This is a genomic window from Erythrobacter epiphyticus (assembly GCF_034653295.1).
Lineage (GTDB): Bacteria > Pseudomonadota > Alphaproteobacteria > Sphingomonadales > Sphingomonadaceae > Erythrobacter.
In genome coordinates this window covers 1-3255 of record NZ_JAYEEU010000041.1, presented here as the reverse complement: position 1 = coordinate 3255, position 3255 = coordinate 1, and the positions used below count along the sequence as shown (strand labels likewise).

The 3255-nt window shown below is 63.9% G+C and carries 1 protein-coding gene; it reads left to right on the top strand.

Translation table 11 applies throughout. The annotated features are described in order from the left end of the window. Nucleotides 1-3255, top strand: a 3255-nt coding sequence (locus SOQ14_RS14405) for a DUF5801 repeats-in-toxin domain-containing protein (RefSeq protein WP_322898798.1), incomplete at both ends; no start/stop codon positions are given.

Here is a 3255-nt window from a genome sequence, read left to right as displayed (position 1 = left end):
GCTCCGTTTGACGATCAGCTTGTTGTTCTTGCCAATGGCAAGATCGCGCTGACGGCGCGTTCGACCATCACCGATGGCGATGGCGACACGGCGACGGACAGTGCGACCGTGGATCTGGGCGGCAATGTGCGCTTTGCCGATGATGGTCCGACGGTGACGACGACGGGGACGGGGCCGGCTCTGGTGGTTGATGAGACGAACCTTACGGTGAACGCGAGCGCGAGCTTTGCTGCGAACTTTGTCACGGCCTTTGGTGCGGATGGTCCGGCGGCGAGCGGTTCGCTGACCTATGCGCTGGACGTTGTGGCCGGTCCTTCGGGTCTGGTGGATACCGCGACCGGTCAGAACGTGATCCTCTCGCTGACGGCGGGCGGTGTGGTCGAAGGCCGCACGGCGGTCTCGGGTGCGCTGGTGTTCACGGTGACGGTGGCAGCCGATGGCACGGTGACGCTCGATCAGCAGCGCGCGGTGCGCCATGCTGATGCCAATAATCCCAACGACCCGTTAACGCTTTCGGCAGCGAAACTGATCACGCTGACAGCAACCGCGCGCGACTTTGATGGCGACACGGCCAGCGCCAGCCTCAACATTGCTCAAAGGCTGGTGTTCAAGGACGATGCGCCGAGCATTGATGTGGTGGCGGGTCCGGAAGCTGGTGTTGTTCTGACGACGCGGGATGCGAACACGGATGGCGATCCGACGGATACGGATACGGCGACCTCGACGGCTGCCTTTGGCGGGGTGTTCTCGCTGACCTTTGCGGCGGGTGCGGATGGAGCGGCGACGCCGGTGCTGAGCTATGCGCTGAGCGTGACCGATGCGGTCTCGGGTCTGACCAGCGGCGGCGCGGCGATCAATCTTTATCTGATCGACGGCAGGGTGGTCGGCTCGACTGCGGCGACGCAGGGCGGGGTCAATGCCGGCAACACGGTGTTTGATCTGTCGGTCAGCAGCACGGGTGCGGTGACGCTGAACCAGTACCAGCAGATCGATCATGCGGTCGAAGGCACGACCACGGCTCCGTTTGACGATCAGCTTGTTGTTCTTGCCAATGGCAAGATCGCGCTGACGGCGCGTTCGACCATCACCGATGGCGATGGCGACACGGCGACGGACAGTGCGACCGTGGATCTGGGCGGCAATGTGCGCTTTGCCGATGATGGTCCGACGGTGACGACGACGGGGACGGGGCCGGCTCTGGTGGTTGATGAGACGAACCTTACGGTGAACGCGAGCGCGAGCTTTGCTGCGAACTTTGTCACGGCCTTTGGTGCGGATGGTCCGGCGGCGAGCGGTTCGCTGACCTATGCGCTGGACGTTGTGGCCGGTCCTTCGGGTCTGGTGGATACCGCGACCGGTCAGAACGTGATCCTCTCGCTGACGGCGGGCGGTGTGGTCGAAGGCCGCACGGCGGTCTCGGGTGCGCTGGTGTTCACGGTGACGGTGGCAGCCGATGGCACGGTGACGCTCGATCAGCAGCGCGCGGTGCGCCATGCTGATGCCAATAATCCCAACGACCCGTTAACGCTTTCGGCAGCGAAACTGATCACGCTGACAGCAACCGCGCGCGACTTTGATGGCGACACGGCCAGCGCCAGCCTCAACATTGCTCAAAGGCTGGTGTTCAAGGACGATGCGCCGAGCATTGATGTGGTGGCGGGTCCGGAAGCTGGTGTTGTTCTGACGACGCGGGATGCGAACACGGATGGCGATCCGACGGATACGGATACGGCGACCTCGACGGCTGCCTTTGGCGGGGTGTTCTCGCTGACCTTTGCGGCGGGTGCGGATGGTGCGGCGACGCCGGTGCTGAGCTATGCGCTGAGCGTGACCGATGCGGTCTCGGGTCTGACCAGCGGCGGCGCGGCGATCAATCTTTATCTGATCGACGGCAGGGTGGTCGGCTCGACTGCGGCGACGCAGGGCGGGGTCAATGCCGGCAACACGGTGTTTGATCTGTCGGTCAGCAGCACGGGTGCGGTGACGCTGAACCAGTACCAGCAGATCGATCATGCGGTCGAAGGCACGACCACGGCTCCGTTTGACGATCAGCTTGTTGTTCTTGCCAATGGCAAGATCGCGCTGACGGCGCGTTCGACCATCACCGATGGCGATGGCGACACGGCGACGGACAGTGCGACCGTGGATCTGGGCGGCAATGTGCGCTTTGCCGATGATGGTCCGACGGTGACGACGACGGGGACGGGGCCGGCTCTGGTGGTTGATGAGACGAACCTTACGGTGAACGCGAGCGCGAGCTTTGCTGCGAACTTTGTCACGGCCTTTGGTGCGGATGGTCCGGCGGCGAGCGGTTCGCTGACCTATGCGCTGGACGTTGTGGCCGGTCCTTCGGGTCTGGTGGATACCGCGACCGGTCAGAACGTGATCCTCTCGCTGACGGCGGGCGGTGTGGTCGAAGGCCGCACGGCGGTCTCGGGTGCGCTGGTGTTCACGGTGACGGTGGCAGCCGATGGCACGGTGACGCTCGATCAGCAGCGCGCGGTGCGCCATGCTGATGCCAATAATCCCAACGACCCGTTAACGCTTTCGGCAGCGAAACTGATCACGCTGACAGCAACCGCGCGCGACTTTGATGGCGACACGGCCAGCGCCAGCCTCAACATTGCTCAAAGGCTGGTGTTCAAGGACGATGCGCCGAGCATTGATGTGGTGGCGGGTCCGGAAGCTGGTGTTGTTCTGACGACGCGGGATGCGAACACGGATGGCGATCCGACGGATACGGATACGGCGACCTCGACGGCTGCCTTTGGCGGGGTGTTCTCGCTGACCTTTGCGGCGGGTGCGGATGGTGCGGCGACGCCGGTGCTGAGCTATGCGCTGAGCGTGACCGATGCGGTCTCGGGTCTGACCAGCGGCGGCGCGGCGATCAATCTTTATCTGATCGACGGCAGGGTGGTCGGCTCGACTGCGGCGACGCAGGGCGGGGTCAATGCCGGCAACACGGTGTTTGATCTGTCGGTCAGCAGCACGGGTGCGGTGACGCTGAACCAGTACCAGCAGATCGATCATGCGGTCGAAGGCACGACCACGGCTCCGTTTGACGATCAGCTTGTTGTTCTTGCCAATGGCAAGATCGCGCTGACGGCGCGTTCGACCATCACCGATGGCGATGGCGACACGGCGACGGACAGTGCGACCGTGGATCTGGGCGGCAATGTGCGCTTTGCCGATGATGGTCCGACGGTGACGACGACGGGGACGGGGCCGGCTCTGGTGGTTGATGAGACGAACCTT